This window comes from Arthrobacter sp. AOP36-F1-5 (assembly GCF_058137995.1).
The window spans coordinates 1,029,313-1,045,556 of sequence record NZ_CM176892.1; the positions used below are offsets into that span (position 1 = coordinate 1,029,313).

General features: G+C 69.8%; 15 protein-coding genes. 8 read left to right on the plus strand and 7 right to left on the minus strand.

Annotated elements, in window-relative coordinates; genetic code table 11:
* The first annotated feature begins 17 nt into the window (after positions 1-17).
* The gene (purN, locus tag AC3ZI9_RS04740) at positions 18-590 is read left to right on the plus strand and encodes a phosphoribosylglycinamide formyltransferase (protein ID WP_444554311.1); all 573 of its coding nucleotides are present in this window, start codon (positions 18-20) and stop codon (positions 588-590) included.
* Positions 591-665: 75 nt separating this feature from the next.
* Here the strand turns inward: purN and AC3ZI9_RS04745 are convergent, their stop codons facing one another.
* The 3 genes from AC3ZI9_RS04745 to AC3ZI9_RS04755 form a co-directional block, all read right to left on the minus strand.
* On the minus strand, positions 666-902 hold the full coding sequence (locus tag AC3ZI9_RS04745) for a hypothetical protein (RefSeq protein ID WP_444554310.1): 237 nt from the start codon (positions 900-902) through the stop codon (positions 666-668).
* On the minus strand, positions 899-2,242 hold the full coding sequence (locus tag AC3ZI9_RS04750; protein ID WP_489923905.1) for a S8 family serine peptidase: 1,344 nt from the start codon (positions 2,240-2,242) through the stop codon (positions 899-901). Before AC3ZI9_RS04750 ends, AC3ZI9_RS04745 begins: the two co-directional genes overlap by 4 nt.
* A 113-nt stretch (positions 2,243-2,355) precedes the next feature.
* Entirely contained in the window at positions 2,356-3,705 is a 1,350-nt protein-coding gene (locus tag AC3ZI9_RS04755; RefSeq protein WP_444554308.1) for an MFS transporter, read from the minus strand.
* Between the two features lie 207 nt (positions 3,706-3,912).
* Between AC3ZI9_RS04755 and AC3ZI9_RS04760 the strand changes: the two genes are divergently transcribed.
* From AC3ZI9_RS04760 to AC3ZI9_RS04780, 5 genes are all read left to right on the plus strand, one after another.
* Positions 3,913-5,184, plus strand: a complete 1,272-nt coding sequence (locus AC3ZI9_RS04760; protein WP_444554307.1) for an Nramp family divalent metal transporter — start codon at positions 3,913-3,915, stop codon at positions 5,182-5,184.
* Between the two features lie 153 nt (positions 5,185-5,337).
* Positions 5,338-5,997, plus strand: a complete 660-nt coding sequence (locus AC3ZI9_RS04765; protein WP_444554306.1) for a DUF4303 domain-containing protein — start codon at positions 5,338-5,340, stop codon at positions 5,995-5,997.
* 61 nt (positions 5,998-6,058) lie between these two features.
* Positions 6,059-7,726 (plus strand): bifunctional phosphoribosylaminoimidazolecarboxamide formyltransferase/IMP cyclohydrolase, encoded by a 1,668-nt coding sequence (gene purH, locus AC3ZI9_RS04770; protein ID WP_489923906.1) that lies wholly within the window; start codon positions 6,059-6,061, stop codon positions 7,724-7,726.
* Positions 7,727-7,896: 170 nt separating this feature from the next.
* The gene (locus AC3ZI9_RS04775; protein ID WP_444554304.1) at positions 7,897-8,160 is read left to right on the plus strand and encodes a hypothetical protein; all 264 of its coding nucleotides are present in this window, start codon (positions 7,897-7,899) and stop codon (positions 8,158-8,160) included.
* 41 nt (positions 8,161-8,201) lie between these two features.
* Positions 8,202-8,468: a hypothetical protein gene (locus AC3ZI9_RS04780; protein ID WP_444554303.1), complete on the plus strand. Its 267-nt coding sequence runs from the start codon at positions 8,202-8,204 to the stop codon at positions 8,466-8,468.
* Here the strand turns inward: AC3ZI9_RS04780 and AC3ZI9_RS04785 are convergent.
* Positions 8,465-9,400, minus strand: a complete 936-nt coding sequence (locus AC3ZI9_RS04785) for an N-acetylglucosamine kinase (protein ID WP_444554302.1) — start codon at positions 9,398-9,400, stop codon at positions 8,465-8,467. The genes AC3ZI9_RS04780 and AC3ZI9_RS04785 overlap by 4 nt on opposite strands.
* Before the next feature lie 215 nt (positions 9,401-9,615).
* On the opposite strand from AC3ZI9_RS04785, the gene AC3ZI9_RS04790 reads away from it, so the two are divergent.
* Both AC3ZI9_RS04790 and AC3ZI9_RS04795 read left to right on the plus strand, forming a co-directional pair.
* On the plus strand, positions 9,616-10,197 hold the full coding sequence (locus AC3ZI9_RS04790) for a DUF6318 family protein (protein ID WP_489923907.1): 582 nt from the start codon (positions 9,616-9,618) through the stop codon (positions 10,195-10,197).
* A gap of 104 nt (positions 10,198-10,301) precedes the next feature.
* A complete protein-coding gene (locus tag AC3ZI9_RS04795; RefSeq protein WP_444561314.1) occupies positions 10,302-12,533 on the plus strand; it encodes an NADP-dependent isocitrate dehydrogenase in 2,232 nt (743 codons plus the stop codon).
* A gap of 135 nt (positions 12,534-12,668) precedes the next feature.
* Here AC3ZI9_RS04795 and AC3ZI9_RS04800 read toward each other — a convergent pair whose 3' ends face one another.
* From AC3ZI9_RS04800 to AC3ZI9_RS04810, 3 genes are read right to left on the minus strand one after another with little or no spacing between them, the layout of a single operon-like run.
* Positions 12,669-14,342, minus strand: a complete 1,674-nt coding sequence (locus tag AC3ZI9_RS04800) for a dipeptide ABC transporter ATP-binding protein (RefSeq protein WP_444561315.1) — start codon at positions 14,340-14,342, stop codon at positions 12,669-12,671.
* Positions 14,339-15,223, minus strand: a complete 885-nt coding sequence (locus tag AC3ZI9_RS04805; protein ID WP_489923908.1) for an ABC transporter permease — start codon at positions 15,221-15,223, stop codon at positions 14,339-14,341. Before AC3ZI9_RS04805 ends, AC3ZI9_RS04800 begins: the two co-directional genes overlap by 4 nt.
* A gap of 5 nt (positions 15,224-15,228) precedes the next feature.
* Positions 15,229-16,230 (minus strand): ABC transporter permease, encoded by a 1,002-nt coding sequence (locus AC3ZI9_RS04810; RefSeq protein ID WP_444554297.1) that lies wholly within the window; start codon positions 16,228-16,230, stop codon positions 15,229-15,231.
* Positions 16,231-16,244 lie beyond the last annotated feature (14 nt).

Genomic DNA, 16,244 nt, shown 5'->3' on the forward strand with positions numbered 1-16,244 from the left:
GCACCTAAACTGGTGCCATGCGCATTGTGATCCTCGTATCCGGGACCGGTTCCAACCTCCAGGCAGTCATCGATGCCGTCGCGAGCGGGGAGCTGGACCTGGAGATCGCCGCGGTCGGCGCGGACCGCACCGGGACCGGAGGAGTGGCGCGGGCCGCGGCCGCAGGGATCGAGACCTTCGAGGTGCCGTTCAAGGAATACACCGACCGCGCGGCCTGGAACCACGAACTCACGCGCATCTGCCGGTCCCACGCCCCGGACTACGTGGTCTCCTCGGGGTTCATGCGCATCGTCGGCGAGGAATTCATCACCGCCTTCGACGGGACCTACCTCAACACCCACCCGGCCCTGCTGCCGGCCTTCCCCGGCGCCCACGGGGTCCGCGACGCCCTGGCCTACGGGGTGAAGGTCACCGGATGCACGGTGCATATCGCCGATGCCGGGGTCGATACCGGCCCCATCCTGGCCCAGCGCGCCGTGGAGGTCCACGAGGACGACACCGAGGACACCCTGCACGGGCGCATCAAGATCGCCGAACGGACCCTGCTCATCGAGACGCTGGCCTCCTTGGCCGACCGGCACACCGTCTAGGACCGTCCCGGGCCCAGGCCCGGGGGAGGAGCGGCCCCGCCACCTTCCCCGGTGGCGGGACCACGTGTCGGCCGGCTACTGGATCCCGGAGTCCGGGTCGGGTAGCCGGTGGATCAGTTCGGCGGTGACGGAGGCGACGCCGCCGATCGCTTCGAGTCCGGCCATCCGCTCCGCGGCGATGGTGCCGGTGATCATCGACAAGGCCGGCAGGACCCGCTCGACGATCATCCCCGCGGTGGCCAGTTGCCCGGCGACCTCGGCCGACCGGCCGGCGTAGGGCTCCGTCAGGGTGACCGTGACCCGTTGGCTCATGGGGAGGGAGCCTCCGGTGGTGCCGGGGCGGCCTCGTCGCCTTCGTCGCCGTCGCCCCCGGGGGCCGCCGGTTGCGGGGCCCTGACCAGTCCGGCGCCGACATCGGCGGAGGCGGCGTCCAGACGTTCGCAGCCCTGCACCAGTTCGGCCCAGAGCTCCCGGCCGCGCAGGCCGGTGGACGCGGCCAGGACGGCGGCGACCCCGGCGGCATGCGGGGTGGCCATGCTGGTGCCGCTGATCGTGTTGTAGCGCTGGGGCATGGGCCAGGAGGAATAGACCTCGACGCCGGGACCCGCCACATCGACCTGCCCGCCCTCGGTCGCCCCGGAGCGGGCGGAGAAATCGGCGATGGCCAGCTGCTGATCGACCGCCCCCACGGCCATGATGTAGGGGCTGTTCGCCGGGGTCCCGACGAATCCGGGGTTCCCCGCGGAGCGTTCGGCATTATTGCCGGCCGCCGCGATGATGAGCGTGCCACGGGCCAGGGCCCGCTTCCCGGCCGCCACATAGGGCGGGTGGACCTCGGCGACATCGGCGCCCAGCGACATCGAGATGACGGCGCAGCCCTGGGTGATGGCCCAGTCGATCCCGGCCAGGATCCCCGCGTCGCCGCCGGAACCGGAGGCGTCCAGGACCTTGCCGGCATAGATCTCCGAGGCATGGGCCACCCCGTATCCGGGGCCGGTCCCGGGGGCGCGCGGGCCGCAGGAGGTGCCGATGCAGTGGGTGCCGTGCCCGTGCCCGTCCTGGGCGTCCTCGCCGTCGACGAAGGATTCGGTCACGATGGTGCGGCCGGCGAAATCCGGATGGCCCGTATCGAAGCCGGTATCCAGCACGGCCACCTTGATGCCCTCGCCCGAGGCCTCGGAGGTCGCGGCTCCGGTGGCCTGCAGGCCCCAGGTGAATTCGGCGGTATCGGCAAAACCGTCGGCCGGTGCCGCCGGGGAGGAACCGGTGGCGTCGCGGGAGACGGCGTCGGGGGCGGCCTCGGAGCGGTGCCGGCCGGCCTGCCCCGGTTCCAGGACGTGGTGGATCAGTTCGGGGTAGTAGTGCAGGCCCCGCTGGGCTCCGGCCGAGCTGGTCCGCAGGGTCTCGAGTTGGGCGTCCTCCGCCGCGACGACGGCCATGCGCAGTTCCGCGAAGTAGGTTCCCTGCCCCTGCCGGGCCGCGGCGGACCGCTCCTCGGAGGTGGCCAGCGAGGCCAGGTCACGGGTGTCGGCCACCCGGGTCATGCCGCCGGCGGCCAGCAGGTCCAGCGGGTCCGGGTCATCGTCGTCGAACACCACGATGTAGCGGCCGGTGTGCTGCCCCGACGGACCGGAAAAACCTGGATCCAACATCCGTTGCCTCCATCGTTGCGACCGGGGAGTCGCCCCGTACCTCGGGGCCTGGCCCCCTTACGGTCAGTGTAGCTGCGCCCCGCGGGGGTGGGAATGGTCTGTGGGACCGGGCTTCAGCGCAGGTGGGTGCCGCGGGTTTCCGGGGCACGCAGCCCCATCCAGCCGACCGCGAGCAGGACCAGGGCGCCGGCGACGAGGAAGGAATTGGCCAGCCCGAACACCGGCCACAGCCAGGCGAAGAGCAGCGGCCCGAAGCCTGCCCCGAGGCGGCTGAAGGAGGAGGCCCAACCGAATCCCGAACCGCGGAGTTCGGTCGGATAGAGCTCGGAGACGTAGGTGTAGAGCACGGGGATCGCGATCTGGATGATGAACCCGAAGACCAGCAGCCAGGCCACGGCCACGGCGGGCTGGGACAGCGAGAGGGCGACGAGGACCAGGACGAGGGCGGCCAACGGGCCGGTGACGCCCAGGAGCCATTTACGGCCGACCCGTTCCACCAGCAGGGCGGCCAGCACCACGCCGGCCAATCCCACGGCCGCCATGCCCGCGGTGCTGAACAACGCCGCGGATTCACCCATCCCGGCGTCGAGGAGGATCGAAGGCATCCACGTCAGGGCCAGGTAGTAGACGAGCAGGACCGTCAGGAAGAGCGACCAGGCGATGGCCGTGATGCGCCAGTTGAAGGCCCAGACCCGTCGCAACTGGTCGACCCACGCCCCGGCGGAGAACCGCGGCACCGAGCTCGCCGAGGGCAGCGTATAGGGTTCCACGGCGGCCCCGGTGCGCCGGACCAGACCGTCGATGACCCTCGAAGCCTCACGCCGGCGGCCCGCCCGGACCAGGAACAGCGGGGACTCCGGGACCGAACGGCGGATCCAGAAGACCAGCAGGGCCGGCAGGACCATGACCAGCAGGATCAGCCTCCAGTTCCCGGTGCCGGCCTGGATCACCGCGGAGACGAAGAACGCGGCGGCGGCCCCGACGGGCCACCATCCGTCCATGGCGGTCAGGACCCTGCCGCGGTGCCGGGCGGGGGTGAATTCCCCGACCAGGGCATAGTCCACCGGGATGCACCCGCCCAGTCCCAGCCCGGCAAGGAAACGGCAGGCGGCAAAGAAGACGAAGTTCGGCGACAGGGCCCCGGCCACCGTGAAGAGGGAGAAGATCAGCAGGGTCCAGGTGAAGGCCTGGCGGCGGCCGATCCGGTCCGCGATGGTGCCCCAGAGGAAGGCGCCCAGGGCCATGCCGATCAGGTTCGCGGTCCCCAGCCAGGCCGCCGTCGTGCGCTCGAGCCCCCATTCCTGCATCACCAACGGGATGAGGGCGCCGTTGAGGGTGACATCCCAGGCGTCGAACATGAAGCCGAGCCCACCGATGATGAAGATCTTGCCTTGGACGCCCCAACGCCAGGGGAGTCGTTGGACGATGTCGTCGCCGGAGGCCAGGGTGCGGTACTCGTTCATGGGCAGGCAGGTCCTCTGGCGATGGTGCAGGTCGGGTGGGAGGCGGAGCTGTTCCGGTCCCGGCCGGACCGCCCGATCCCAGATTAGCCGGTGGGCCGCAACCGGGCCGGGCGACACGTCTGTCACCACGGTGGTGAAGGCCCTACAGTAGGTGTGAACTACATCACCATAGGCGCTCCGCGGGGGTGCCCGAAGGGACGGACCGCCATGGCAGAAGACCCGGCCGGGAAACACGGCGAACTCGAGACGCCCAAGAAGTGGAAGGTCATTGGTCCCGGGCTCATCGTCGCCGCCACCGGCGTGGGGGCCGCCGATATGGTGGCCACCCTGGTGGCCGGCTCCAAATTTGGTTACGGGCTGTTGTGGGCGCTGGTCGTCGGCGTCATCCTGAAGATCGTGCTGGTGGAAGGAGCCGGACGCTTCTCGCTGGCCTCGGGCCAGACGATCTTCGAGGGGTGGCGCTCATTGGGCCGGTGGCCCGTCTGGTATTTCGGGCCCTACATCATCATCTGGGGGTTCATCTACGGGGCCTCGGCCATGGCCTCGACGGCGCTGCCGTTGGCCGCCCTGTTCCCTGCGGTGCCGCAGATCGTGTTCGCCCTGGGCACCGGGCTGGCCGGATTCCTGCTGGTGTGGTTCAACCGGTATGCGGTGTTCGAGAAGATCACCGCCGCGTTGGTCGGGCTGATGTTCATCACGATCGTCGGGCTGGCCATCATCGCGGTCCCCGACGTGCCGGCCATGCTCGCCGGGCTGGTTCCGCGCCTGCCGGAGGGGTCGGTGCTCTATACGCTCGCGCTCGCCGGCGGGGTCGGTGGCACGATCACCTTGGCCGCCTATGGCTATTGGCTGCGGGAGAAGGGCTGGGTGAAGCCCGGATGGATGCGGGTGATGCGGCTGGACAACACCATGGCCTACGTCATCACCGGGATCTTCGTGATCTCCATGATGATCGTCGGTGCCGAGGTCGTCGCGGCCGCAGGAGTGACCCTCGATGCCAAGGACAAGGGCTTGCTGGACCTCAGCGAGGTGCTCAAGGACAAATACGGGGACTTCATCGGTTCCGCGTTCCTGGTGGGCTTCTTCGCCGCGGCCTTCTCCTCGGTCATGGGCGTCTGGAACGGCGTCTCGCTGATGTTCGCCGATTTCTGGGGCAACATCCGCGGCAAGGGATCCGACCACCCCGATTCCCGGGCCCACGGCAAGTACTTCCGCTTCTACCTGCTCTGGCTGACCTTTCCCCCGATGCTCCTGCTGCTGATCGGCAAACCGATCGCCCTGGTGCTGGCCTACGGTGTCCTGGGGGCGATGTTCATGCCGTTCCTGGCCATCACGCTGCTGCCGCTGCTGAACACCGACCGGGTGCCGCGCGAATGGCGCAACCGGTGGCATACCAACACGGCCCTGGTGATCTGTGCGGTGCTGTTCATCTGGCTCGGCGTCTACAAGCTGGTCACCACGATCATGGATTTCTTCTAGGAACCGGGCCCTCCGGCGGCTCCATGGCCATGACTGCCGAAAAAGCAAGGCCTTATCAGCCGCGCCCGACGGGGGTAGGCTCTGATCATGGGAGTGGATTGGACGGCTTTGGAAGAGGCAATCCGGCGATCGGCATTGCGACAGGCCCGGGACGTGATCGAGAATCACCCGGACCACGAGTTCTATGCGATCGCACTGTCGGGGGTCTCCACCGACCCGGCCGAGCCCATCGAACTACCGGTGCTGGCCTTGAACTCCGAACAGGCGTTGGACCGCGACGGGGACTCCGTGGAGGAGGACCTGGGGGTCGGCGACGAACCCGAGGAGACCGAAGAGGACGGCGACGGCCCCGACCCGCTGAACACCGGCCACGAGGACGACGGCGACGATGCGGAGGACACCGCCGAGGATTCGGCGGACGACGACGATTCCGACGGATTCGACGTCGACGGGGAACTGGCCCAGCTCGAAGCCGAAGGCGAAGCCGCGGAATCCGGGGCCAGCTACTACTCGTCCCGCTGGAACCCGCCGGAATGGCACTGGTGCTCGATGGAGCTCTTCGACGAATCCGCCGCCGTGCTGTGGCGCGAGGCGTTGACCCGGGTCGCCGAATCCTCCGGCTGGGAGGAAACGCTCCGGCGCTACTACGAATTGCTGCTCACCGTCGTCGAAGACCTGCGCGTGGAACTGGCCCACGGCCGCAATGCGGAGATCGTCGCCTATGTCGCCGATGACGACCACGCCGACGCCCTGCTGCGCAGGAGCCTGACCCCCGAGCAGCTCTCACGTCATTTCCCCGACCTCGTCTCCTGAAGCCCGGCTGCGGGCCGGTAGGGTTGTGAACGCCCCAACCGATGATTCCCGGGAGTTCCTTGTGAGCCAGACCGTCCTTGACCGTGTTCCTCTTCGCCGTGCACTGATTTCCGTCTACGACAAGACGGGGCTCGAAGACCTCGCCCGTGGCCTGCACGAGGCGGGGGTTTCCCTCGTCTCCACCGGCTCGACCGCGAAGAAGATCGCCGCCGCCGGGGTGCCGGTGACGGAGGTATCCGAGGTCACCGGCTTCCAGGAATGCCTCGACGGCCGGGTGAAGACCCTGCACCCGCGCGTGCATGCCGGGATCCTGGCGGACCGCCGCCTGCCCGAGCACATGGACCAGCTGACCGAGATGGGCATCGAACCCTTCGATCTGGTCGTGGCGAACCTCTACCCGTTCGTGGACACCGTCGCCTCCGGTGCCGGTCAGGACGAGGTCGTGGAACAGATCGACATCGGTGGCCCCTCGATGGTCCGCGCCGCCGCGAAGAACCACCCTTCCGTGGCCGTGGTCGTGGATCCAACCAGCTACGGCGACGTCGTGTCGGCAGCCCGGGGCGGGGGCTTCGACCTGAAGACCCGCCGCCGGCTGGCCTCACTGGCCTTTGCCCATACCGCCGCCTACGACAACGCCGTCGCCAGCTGGACGGCAGCCCAGTTCGGCGATGACGAAGCCCCCGCCAAGTTCCCTCCCTACGCCGGGCTCGCGCTCGAACGCTCGGAGGGCCTGCGCTACGGGGAGAACCCGCACCAGGCCGCCGCACTCTATGTCGATACGGCAGCCCCCGCCGGCATCGCCCAGGCCGACCAGCTGCATGGCAAGGCCATGAGCTACAACAACTTCACCGACGCCGACGCCGCCCTGCGTGCGGCCTTCGACTTCGCCGAGCCGGCCGTGGCAGTCGTCAAGCATGCCAACCCCTGCGGTGTCGCCGTGGCCTCGGGCCACGCCGCGGACCCGATCGCCGATGCGCACCGCAAGGCCCACGCCTGCGACCCGGTCTCCGCCTACGGCGGAGTCATCGCCGCCAACCGGACCGTCACGGCGGGCATGGCCCAAACCATCAGGTCCATCTTCACCGAGGTCGTCATCGCCCCCGGCTTCGAGCCCGAGGCGTTGGAGATCCTCACGGCGAAGAAGAACATCCGCCTGCTGCAGCTGCCGGCCGGTTACGAACGCGATGGCGTCGAGTACAAGCAGATTTCCGGTGGCATGCTCCTGCAGGCTTCGGACCGGATCGATGCCGCCGGCGACGACCCGGCGAACTGGACGCTGGCCGCCGGCAGTGCCGCCGATGAGGCCACGCTGGCGGATCTGAACTTCGCCTGGCGGGCCATTCGTGCCGCCAAGTCCAATGCCATCCTGCTCGCCAGCGGCGGGGCCACCGTCGGGGTCGGCATGGGCCAGGTCAACCGGGTGGACTCCTGCAAACTGGCTGTCGAACGCGCCAACACGCTGGGGGTGGCCGTCGAATCCGACGTCGATGCCGCCGGCGGCGCGTCGGGAGTGGCAGCAGGAGCCCCCTCACCCGAGCGGGCCCGCGGGGCGGTCGCCGCCTCCGACGCCTTCTTCCCCTTCGCCGATGGGCTGCAGATCCTGCTCGATGCCGGGGTCAAGGCAGTGGTGCACCCCGGTGGGTCGATTCGAGACGAGGAAGTCGTCGCCGCGGCCAACGCCGCGGGGATCACCATGTACTTCACCGGGGCGCGACACTTCTTCCACTAGGAAGCGCGGCGATACCGCCGCCGGAACCCCCAGCGGCCGGTCCCCTCGAGCCAGGGGCCCGGCCGCTGCCGTATCCGGGGCGGGAGCGGCCGGGAAGTCATCCTCGGTGGGGATGACCCGTCCGCCCCGGAGTCGTACGCTGAAATGAACGCAGACCCGAAGGGGGCCTCATGTTCAGCATCATTGCCGCAGGTACAGCAACAGCAGCAGCGAGCGAAAACGGTTCGGGGAACCTCGTCGTCGGACTGGTGGTGGGGGCCGTCATCGTCCTGGGCGCCGCCGGATGGTTCCTGCGGCGCTACCTGGTGGCCCGCCGCCCGGCAGCCAGCCGGGAAGAACACGAAAGGCTCCGTGAAATGAACGGGGTGCGCCCCGAACAGAAGGTCGTCAACGACCAGACGACCGTGCGGCCGGTCCGCCGCGGGGGCATCTAGCCCGGTCCGGAAGGACCGGCGCAACAACAGCTGGGGGGAACATGCTCATCACCATCACCGGTGGCCTGTTGGCTGCTGCCGAAACCAGCGGAGATGATTCAAGCAATCTGGCCCTGGGCCTGCTGATCGGGGCCGTGGGCCTGGTCGGCGGCGTCTGGTGGATCGTGTACCGTTTCCGGGCCGCCCGGCGGCCGGCCGCCAGCCGGGCCGAGCATGAGATGCTCCGGGAGATCACCGCGGAGCGGCCGGAGCAAAGAGCCGTCCAGCGGGTGCGCCCCCGGGTCCGCCTGCGCCGGAGCGGATTCTAGTTCCGGGCCGTCAACACCTGGTGTGCCAGGGCCGAATCCGCGGGTAGGAACGGGAGCAGGGCCGCGCCCTGAAGCGAGGTGGCCGCGGGCTCACGCACCTGCAGATGCGGCCAGAGCGCCGCCAGCCGGGAGATGAGTTGGCTGCGGACGCGTTCCCCGCGCAGCACCCCACCGAGGAAGCAGACGGCCGGGGCCTCGGCCCGGTCCTGCCCCACCCGGCGCAACCCGGTGGAGACGGCCAGGGCCAGTTCCCGGGCCGCGTCATCACAGATCCGGCGGGACACTTCGTCGGTCGCGGCGAGCCGGGCCACCGTGGCGGCATAGGAGGCGGTGCGGCTGACGCGGTCCGGATCGCGTTGGAGTTCGACGTAGGCCTGGGCCAGATCGGGGAAATCGGCGCGCACCACCTCGGTCAGGGTGGTGGCGGGGCCGCGACCGTCGAAGTCGCGCATCACCGCGTCCAGGGCCGCCCGGCCCATCCAGTAGCCGCTGCCGGCGTCGCCCATGATGTAGCCCCAGCCGTCGATGCGCACCACCTCCGTGGCGCCCACGGCCAGGGTGACCGCGCCGGTCCCGGAGGCGATCACGGCGCCGGGGGAGTCACCCAGTGCCCCCAGGTATGAACTGACCGAATCGTGGGTGATGTGTACCGAGTGAACGCCGTAGCCGGTGGTGGCAGCCAACAGTGCCGGTGCCAGCCCCTCGCCGTCGGTCAGTCCCGACAGTCCCGCGGAGACGGTCCTGAAATCGTGGCCGGCCGCCTCGCGGGCCCGGGCGACGACGTCGGCGATCTGGCCGGCCAGCGGCCGGTCGGTGAGGATGCCCCGGAATTCAAGGACCTCGACGTCGGGGGAGGCGGTGCCATCGTCCTGGAGCACCTGGGCGCGGATGCCCGTTTGCCCGCCATCGATCGCCAAGGCCATTTCGGGCATGGGAGCCGTCCTTTGTTCGGTGGTGCCTCGGAGGGGACCCGGGGCCCGGACCATCATACCGATCCGTTGTGAGGTCGGACACGGTGCGGTCGCGGGAACCGCGGAATGTGGCGCATCCCACAACTAGTGGCCTGGGGCAACGGGATATGGTGGCGGTGACGGACGCCATGGCGGGCCGTCGGCACCGACCAACACCACTTCTGGAGTCATCGCATATGAAGTTCCCCCACGTCCTGGGCGCCGGAATCGCCGTCGCCGCTGCTTCCCTGGCCCTGGCCGGCTGTTCCGCCGGTGAACCGGCCGCCGATTCGTCCTCCTCCGCCTCCTCGGCCAAGGCGGCGATCGCCGCCCCGGAGACCAACGACCAGATGAAGGCCGAAGGGGCCGACGGGCTGTCGGCGACCACGTACTACTACTACGAGGCCATGTCCTACGCACTGCAGACGGGCCAGACCGATGACATGCTCGCGGTCACCGAGGACTGCACCGAATGCGAGGACGCCGCCGGGGCCATTGCCCGGGTGTACGACGACGAAGGCAGCATCGAGGGTGGGCAGCCCAAGCCGCAGGACGTGGTTGCGGTGGGCGAGGTCGACCAGGACGGCCAGCTGAGCGCCGTCGTGCCCTACATGGAGGATGCGAAGAAGGTCCTGGACAAGGGCGGCGAGGTCGTGGAGGAAACCGAGTGGGATGCCGAGGGCACCACCTACACGGTGACCGCAAAATACGACGACGGTGCCTGGAAGATCACCGCGCTGAAGCACACCCCGGATGCGAGTGCCCCCGAGGACGAGTAGCCCCCGGGAATAGGGGCCCACGGGCCCTCTCGGGTAAGTTGGATACGTTGAGATCATCACGTTGATCTCCCCAAACCGTTGACCTTCAGGGAGATGCCTCACCCATGGCAAAGATTATCTACACCCACACCGACGAAGCGCCGATGCTGGCCACCTATTCCTTCCTGCCCATCGTCGAAGCCTTCGCCTCGACCGCCGGCGTCGAATTCGAGACCCGCGATATTTCGCTGGCCGGCCGCATCATCGCCCTCTTCGGTGACTTCCTGAGCGAGGACCAGCGCCAGAACGATGCGCTGGCCGAACTCGGCGCCCTGGCCCGGAAGCCCGAAGCGAACATCATCAAGCTGCCGAACATCAGTGCCTCCATGCCGCAGCTCAAGGCGGCCATCGCCGAACTGCAGTCGCAGGGCTACGCACTGCCGGACTACCCGAACAACCCGGCCTCCGACGAGGAAACGGACATCCGTTCACGCTACGACCGCATCAAGGGCTCCGCCGTGAACCCGGTGTTGCGCGAAGGCAACTCGGACCGCCGGGCCCCGCTGTCGGTGAAGAACTACGCCCGCAAGTACCCGCACTCCATGGGTGCCTGGTCCGCGGATTCGAAGACCAACGTCGCCACCATGGCCGACGGGGACTTCCGCGCCAACGAGAAGTCGGTCGTCATGGACTCCGATGACCGGATCGAGATCCGCTTCATCGCCCAGGACGGGACCGTCAAGGTCCTGAAGAAGGCCTTCGACGTGCTCAAGGGCGAGGTCATCGACGGAACCTTCATGTCCGCCGCGCAGCTCGACGCGTTCCTGGCCGACCAGGTCGCCCGTGCCAAGAAGGAAGGGGTGCTCTTCTCCGCCCACCTGAAGGCGACCATGATGAAGATCTCCGACCCCATCATCTTCGGCCACGTGGTCAAGGCGTTCTTCCCCGACCTCTTCGCCACCTATGGCGAGGACCTCGAAGCGGCCGGACTGAGCCCCAACCACGGCCTGGCCGCCATCCTCGGCGGACTCGAGGACCTCTCCGAAGAGGTGCGCGACGGGGTCAAGACCGCCATCGAGGACGGCCTGGCCAACGGGCCGGGCATCGCGATGGTCGATTCGACCAAGGGCATCACCAACCTGCACGTGCCCTCGGATGTCATCGTCGACGCCTCCATGCCGGCGATGATCCGCACCTCGGGCCACATGTGGGGCGCGGACGACGGCGAACACGACACCCTGGCCGTGCTGCCGGATAGCTCCTACGCCGGGGTCTACCAGGCCGTCGTCGAGGACTGCCGCGCCCACGGCGCCTACGACCCGACCACCATGGGCACCGTCCCCAACGTCGGGCTGATGGCCCAGGCAGCCGAGGAATACGGCAGCCACGACAAGACGTTCGAGATCGCCGGAGCAGGCACCGTGCAGATCGTGGATTCCGCCGACCGGGTCCTCATCGAGCACCAGGTCGAGCAGGGCGATATCTGGCGTGCCTGCCAGACCAAGGACACCCCGATCCGCGATTGGGTCAAGCTCGCCGTCACCCGGGCCCGCACCTCCGGGATGCCGGCGATCTTCTGGCTCGACGAGACCCGCGCCCACGACCGCAACCTGATCGCCAAGGTCACCGAGTACCTGGCCGATCACGACACCGAGGGCCTGTCGCTGCAGATCATGGCCCCCGTCGAGGCGACCACCTACACGCTGGAGCGCCTGCGTCGCGGCGAGGACACCATCTCGGTGTCCGGCAACGTGCTGCGCGACTACCTGACCGACCTCTTCCCGATCCTCGAGCTGGGCACCAGCGCCAAGATGCTATCGGTGGTCCCGCTGATCAACGGGGGCGGCCTCTTCGAGACCGGCGCCGGCGGTTCCGCGCCGAAGCACGTGGTGCAACTGCTGCAGGAAAACCACCTGCGCTGGGATTCGCTGGGTGAATTCCTGGCCCTGGCCGAATCCTTCGCCCACCTGTCCAGTTCCACGTCGAACGCCCGCGCCCAGGTGCTGGCCGACACCCTCGACGCCGCCACCGGCACGTTCCTGCTCGAGGACAAGTCGCCCAAGCGTAAGGTCGGGGAGCTCGACAACCGGGGCAGCCACTTCTACCTGGCCATGTACTGGGCCCAGGAGCTGGCCCGTCAGGAAGAGGATGTCGAGCTGGCCGCCGCCTTTGCCGAGGTGGCAAAGGACTTCGTGACCCACGAGGACGACATCAACGCCGAACTGCTCGGGGTCCAGGGTTCAGCCGTGGAGCTGGGCGGCTACTACCGTCCCTCCGACGAGTTGGCCCAGGCGGCCATGCGCCCCTCGGCCACGCTGAACCGCGTCCTGCAGTCCCTGGTCTCCAAGCTGGGCTAGGGCCTCGGCCACCGCTGCGGCGGCAGGACCACGACGGCGCGTGGCCCGATGACTTCCATCGGGCCACGCGCCGTGTGCGGTGCCGGGGGTCTTCGGCCCGGGGGAACCGCCCCGGGGGCGTTCCCGGCCGGTTGCTCAGCCGGTCGCCAGCGTGGGGGAGGCGGCCAGCAAGGCCCGGGTATAGGGGTGCTGCGGGGCGGCGAAGACCTCTTCGGTGGCCCCTGATTCCACGATGCGCCCCTGCCGCATCACCGCCAGCCGGTCGCTGACATGGCGTACGACGGCCAGATCGTGGGAAATGAACAGGTACCCCAACCCGAATCCGGCCTGCAGGTCATCGAGCAGGTCCAGGATCCTGGCCTGGACCGAGACATCCAGCGAGGACACGGGCTCATCGCAGATGAGCACCCGGGGTCCCGGGGCCAACGCCCGGGCGATCGCAACGCGTTGACGTTGGCCCCCGGAGAGGGTCCGTGGATGCCGTCCGGTCAGCCCCGGGGCCAGGCCGACCAGTTCCAACAGCGCCTCCGGGGAATCGGCGCCCCAGCCGCCGTCGGCCCCGGCCCCGCCACCGCGGACGGTCAGGGCATCGGCCAGGATGGCCCCGACGCGTCGGCGGGGATCGAAGGAACTCAACGCGTCCTGGTAGACGGCCCCGAGCAGTGGCCGGCGCGCCCGGCGGGAGGATTCCTTCCCCGGAACCCAGTCACCGCCGAACAGCTCGACCGTGCCTTCATCGGGTTCCTCCAAGCCCAGCAGGATCCGCGCCGTCGTGCTCTTGCCCGATCCGGAGGCGCCGACCAGGCCCAGCGTGCGCCCGGCTTCCACCCGCAGGCCCACATCATCCACGGCCCGGAAGTCCTCGCCGCCTTTGACCGCGAAGGTCCTCGACAGGTGCCTGGCCTCCAGCACCGTCCCCTGCGACGAACCAGGGCCCGACACCGGCCGCGGCTTCGACTCCGGCACGGGATCCAGCAAAGAGACCGGCTCCGGCGCCCCGGGATCCGCCGGTGCCACCGACAGGCGGGTGCCGCGGGGGCGACCGGCCGGAACGGCGCGCAGGAGCATCCTGGTGTATTCGTGCTCCGGGTGGGACAGGACCGTGGCGGTGGGACCCTGTTCGACGATCCTGCCCCCGCGCATGATGGCCACCCGGTCCGCCACCGAGGAGACCACCGCCAGATCGTGGCTGATCAGCAGCAGCGACGACCCCCCGGAGCGCAAGGAGGCCAGCACCCCGAGGACCTGGGCCTGGGATTCGGCATCCAGGGCCGTGGTGGGTTCGTCGGCGATGAGCAGCTCCGGATCCAAGGCCATCGCGGAGGCGATCAGCGCCCGTTGGCGCATGCCGCCGGAGAGTTCCCCGGCCCGCCGCCCGGCATCAACGGTCTGCAGTCCCATCGATTCCAGCAACCCGGCCACCCGGCGGCCCCGGGAGGCGGCGGAGAGGGAGGTGTGCAGGCGCAGCGAGTCGTCGATTTCCCGGCCGATGGTGCGCAGCGGGTCCAGCGAGACCAGCGCATCCTGGAGCACCAACCCGATCCGGGTTCCGCGCAGGCGCCGCCACTGCCGCGCGCCTGCCCCGTGCAGGGAGGCGCCGTCGAACTCCCACCGGCGGGCGTCCACCCGGGCGGCCCGGCCCGAGAGCCCCAACAGGGCCCGCGCGGTCACCGATTTACCCGACCCGGATTCTCCCACCAGGGCCAGGCATTCGCCCCGGCCTACGTCCAGGCCGACGTCGTGCACCACCGGGGTGCCGCCGAATCCGACCTGGAGCCCCTCGACCCGCAACAGCGATGGCCCGTTCATGCGCCGACCGCCCGTCGTTGGAGGGACCTGCCGAGTACAGTGCTGGCCGCCGCCGTGGCGACGATGGTCAGACCGGGGAAGAACGTCATCCACCAGGCGGAGCCCAGATAGGTGCGTCCCGCCGCGAGCATGGCGCCCCATTCGGGCGCCGGAGGGGCCTCGCCGAGCCCGAGGAAGCTCAACGCCGAGGCCCAGATGACTGCCTGGCCCACCCCCAGGGTCGCCAACACCAGGACGGGGCCCAAGGCATTGGGCAGCAGATGCCGGAACAGGATCTTCGCCGGATGGTGGCCCAGGACCCGGGCCGACTCGATCATCGCCGAGCCGCGCAGGGCCCTGGCCTGGGACCGGATGATCCGGGCGTAGCCCGGGGCGGTGGTCAGCCCCACGGCGACGATCGTGGTGGACACCCCGGGACCGGCCAACGCGATGAACACCAGGGCCAGGAGCAATCCGGGCAGCGCCAGCATCACTTCGACGAGGCGTCCGATCCCTGCGTCGAGCCAGCGTCCGCCCAGCCCGGAGGCCAGCCCCAGGACCAGGGCCAACCCCAGTCCCAGGGCGGTGGCCGCGGCCCCGATGAGCAACGAGGGCCGGGCCCCGTGGACCACGCGCGAATAGAGGTCCCGCCCCGATTCGTCGGTGCCGAACCAGTGGGAGAGGGAGGGGCTGGAGAAGGCGGCCCCGGGGTCGATGGCCAGCGGGTCGGTGGGCGCCAACCACCAGGGTACGACGGCGGCGAGGACCAGGAAGCAGGCGGTGGTTGCGGCGAGGGCCGGCAGGATGACCCCGGGGCCCGGCCAGCGGCGCGGGCCCGGCCGGCGGCGCGGGCCCGGACCGCGCGGGAACGGCCCCGGCAGGCTCGACATGGTGGAAGACACGGGGGTCACCGCCCCCGGATCCGCGGGTCGATGAGCCGTTCGGCCAGATCGGAGAGAGCCATGACCACGACGTAGGCCAGCGCCGAAACCAATGCGACCCCGGTGACCAGGGGGACGTCGCGCAGCGTGACGGCCTCGAGCAGGGTGCGCCCCAGGCCGGGCCGGGCGAAGATCGACTCCACGACGACCGCGCCGGAGACCAGGGACCCCAAAGCCCAGCCGGAGAGGGCCACCCCGGGCAGGGCCGCATGGCGCAGGGCATGGCGGAGCACGACGCCGGCCTCGGACTCCCCGCGGGCGCGGGCCGAGAGCGCGAAGGGTGAGTTCAGTGCGGTCACCATGGACTCACGCATCACCTGGCCCAGGAATCCCGCCAACGGCAGGGCCAGGGTGACGATCGGCATGACCAGCCCGGCGACCGTGCCGTTGCTGACCGGTGGCAGCCACCGCCAGGCGCTGGAGAAGAGGAGCACCAGCACCGAACCGAGCCAGAAGTGCGGGACCGAGGCCGCGGCGATCTCCAGGGCCGAACCGACGGCGGAGGCGCCCCGACCGCCCAACCCCGAATAGAGGGCGAGCCCCAGGGCCACCACCCAGGCCAGGATCCAGGCGCCGACGGCCAGGCCGAGCGTTCCCGGAAGTTGGGCGGCCAGCACCTCGGAGACCGGGATCTTCAACGAATACGAGGTCCCCAGGTTCCCGGTGGCCAGATGCCCCAACAGGGTCAGGTACTGCACGCCCACCGGCCGGTCGAGCCCGTAGTCGACCCGGGCGGATTCGAGGGCCTCGGCCGAAGCCTGCGACCCGGGCCCGCCCATGATCGCCTCCGCCGGGTCCCCGGGGATGAGACGGATGGCGACGAAGATCAGTGTGGCCACGGCCCAGAGCACGAAGACCGCCGAGGCGGCACGACGAGCCAGCCAGACGCCGACGGGACGCCACGCGGTGGGGGCGCCCCGGCTGCTGCGTCGGGTCTGGGTGGGGTCGGAGGTCGTCTGCCCGGCCATGCTCCGGCGTCGTT